Consider the following 2,679-nt stretch of genomic DNA (forward strand, 5'->3'; position numbering starts at 1 on the left):
TCTTAACAAATACATCTTATGTAGTTTTTTGTTTTATACTGAAAATTCTCACTGAAAATTGACCCACTTTTCTATCATAATAACCCCTAGAACAGGGTGGAAAGGAAAGGGTGATAAACATGGAAGATTGGGTAACAATAAGGAGTGTTAAAAGAGTTATTTACTTAAGAAGAAAACAGCTAGTAATAATTGAAAAAATTCCTAAAAAGCAAAAGGAAAAGCTACAGGATGAGAGAACTATTTGAGAAAAAGTGCGAAAAATATATGGTGGGACAAATTTCGTGAAAAAACCCTGGTCAATTTTAATGAAAATTTACATTCAGAGAAAAAGGGGGTTATTCCAAAGAAAAAAATTGAATATAAACAAAAGAGGGTTAAAATGATTTTGTTAAGAAAATTAAATGATGATGAGGCATTATATTACAAACTCTAATTAATTATAATCAGGGCAGCCTTAAGCTATTTCAAAAATTCCTCCCAACTTAATCCACCACAAGGAAGAAATCAGAAAAAATAAAATCTCTATCCTATTTTGATTGACGATGAGATCTACCCATACCTATCCTGAAAAAGGTAAATTTTTTGAAAATGAACTTGACTTTTTGCTTTTATTTGCTATGTATTATTATATGATGTTAAACGATGCTAAGCTTTAGCAGGTTAATTAAAATAGTTATGTATGCAACTAGTTTACATATTTCCAAATTTAGAGATATATCTGAACTGTTCGGATATAAAATAGTTGTCCGAATTTGGACTTCGGGACAAAGGAGGTAATAGAAATGAATGAAAACGAATTAGTAGAATCTGAAGAGTTGTTTGATGAAGAACAACCAGATGAAACACCGTTAGAAATCCCAGCAGAAAGAAGAAAAATTTACTTTAAAACTCCAACAAAGCAAATTAAACACATATTCAGAGACTATAAAAGAAGAGATTTAGATGTTAGGCCTGCATTCCAAAGAGGTTTTGTATGGGACATCAAAAAAGCAAGCCGATTAATAGAATCTATTTTATTGGGCGTCCCTATCCCTGTTATATACCGCTGAAACGGAAAAAGGAACTGAGATCGTAATTGACGGGCAACAACGTTTACTCTCTATTTTTTCTTTTTTGGATGGTACATTCCCTAAAAACAATAAATCATTTAAGTTACAAGGTCTAGGAGTGTTAAGAGAACTCAACAATAAAACATTCAAAGACTTAGATAAGCATGCGCAGAAAGTGATAGAAAATTATTCTCTACCTTTCATAGTAATAACAAAGGATTCTGACTCAGACGTAAAATTTGAAATATTTGAAAGGCTAAATACAGGTTCTGTAAAACTGAATGATCAAGAACTCCGAAATTGCATATATCGTGGAAAATATAACGATCTTCTAAAAGAATTGTCTGAAAATGAAAAATATCAAGAGATATTGAACTCTCCAAAACTTAAAGATCGTATGCTTGATAGAGAGTTAATATTGCGATTTTTCGCATTTTATCATAACACACATCTTAAATATAAACCACCCATGAAACAATTTCTAAACAGAGAAATGGAGAGTTATTGTAACTTATCTGATGATGAAGCAAAAAAACTAAAAGCAGTATTCAGAAATACAGTTGACCTCGTGAGAACGGTTTTTGGAGATAAAGCATTTAGAAGATTTATCCCTGGTAATGATAAGGATCCAAATGGGTATTGGGAGACTAGAAAATTAAACAAGGGTTTGTTTGATGTAGTAATGTGGAGTTTTTCAAATTATGAGAAGCATCAGATAGTCCCCAATGCTGATGCTATTCGTGAAGAATTGTTATGGTTAATGACCCATGATCAGCGGTTTATAGATTCAATAAGAATCTCTACCGATAGTCTTGAAAATACACAATATCGATTTGATAAATGGAGAGAGTCATTAAAAAATATCGTGGGATATCCATCATCAGAACCACGTACTTTTAAATGGGAATACAAAAAGCAATTATATGAAACTAACCCAACATGTAGTATCTGTGGCCAAAAAATACAAACTATAGATGATTCTGAAGTGGACCACATTGATTTTTACTGGAGAGGAGGAAAGACTATGCCGTCTAATGCCAGACTTGTTCATAGATTTTGTAATAGGAAGAGAGGTGGTAGAGATTAATTCCCGAAGTCCAATGAAAATTCTCATGAAAATTGACCCACTTTTCTATTAAAGTAACCCCCAAACAGGGTGAAAGGGTGATAAACATGGAAGATTGGGTAACAATAAGGAATCTTAAGAAGAAAAATCCAGAGCTTGGCACAAGAGCAATTGCTAAGCTTGTTGGGGTATCAAGAAACACTGTAAAGAAAGCTCTTAAAGCTGATTTTTATCCTCTTCTAATGTGCCATATCCCAGGCCAGGATATCATAGTAAATTGCAGGGACACCTGCTTCTTTAGCTACATCCGCTATGTATCTCTGAAGTAGTAGATATTCCTCTGGTTTTTTAATAAAATTCATTGTTGCATTAGATGGTATCTTGGGATTAGTAATAAGCCTTCTCAATCCAACTATAGAGTAGTGATCAAGGGGAACATGGAGTAAACGAATCAATCTTTGTTTAAAATCCTCATCAAGATTTAAAAGACAAGGCAGTTTCTTAAGTACAAGATTGCACAGCTTTGAGGCAATCCCAAAACCCAGTTCTGAGCTCATTATCTTA

The 2,679-nt window shown here is 33.0% G+C and carries 4 protein-coding genes; 3 read left to right on the top strand and 1 reads right to left on the bottom strand.

What is annotated here, in order from left to right:
• Window positions 1–241 precede the first annotated feature (241 nt).
• From HPY60_11820 to HPY60_11830, 3 genes are all read left to right on the top strand, one after another.
• The gene (locus HPY60_11820) at window positions 242–433 is read left to right on the top strand and encodes a hypothetical protein (protein NPV51863.1); all 192 of its coding nucleotides are present in this window, start codon (window positions 242–244) and stop codon (window positions 431–433) included.
• A gap of 349 nt (window positions 434–782) precedes the next feature.
• A complete protein-coding gene (locus HPY60_11825; GenBank protein ID NPV51864.1) occupies window positions 783–1,049 on the top strand; it encodes a DUF262 domain-containing protein in 267 nt (88 codons plus the stop codon).
• 118 nt (window positions 1,050–1,167) lie between these two features.
• Window positions 1,168–2,136, top strand: coding sequence for a DUF262 domain-containing protein (locus HPY60_11830; GenBank protein ID NPV51865.1), 969 nt, complete (start codon window positions 1,168–1,170; stop codon window positions 2,134–2,136).
• Window positions 2,137–2,354: 218 nt separating this feature from the next.
• On the opposite strand, the gene HPY60_11835 is transcribed toward HPY60_11830, so the two are convergent.
• On the bottom strand, window positions 2,355–2,679 hold a 325-nt coding region (locus HPY60_11835), incomplete at its 5' end, for a hypothetical protein (GenBank protein ID NPV51866.1).

Origin of the sequence: Methanofastidiosum sp., assembly GCA_013178285.1 — an archaeon.
Lineage (GTDB): Archaea > Methanobacteriota_B > Thermococci > Methanofastidiosales > Methanofastidiosaceae > Methanofastidiosum.

Bases quoted from the DNA above. Each gene is read 5' to 3' on its own strand.
- HPY60_11825 (NPV51864.1), top strand. From the start codon at position 783: ATGAATGAAAACGAATTAGTAGAATCTGAAGAGTTGTTTGATGAAGAA.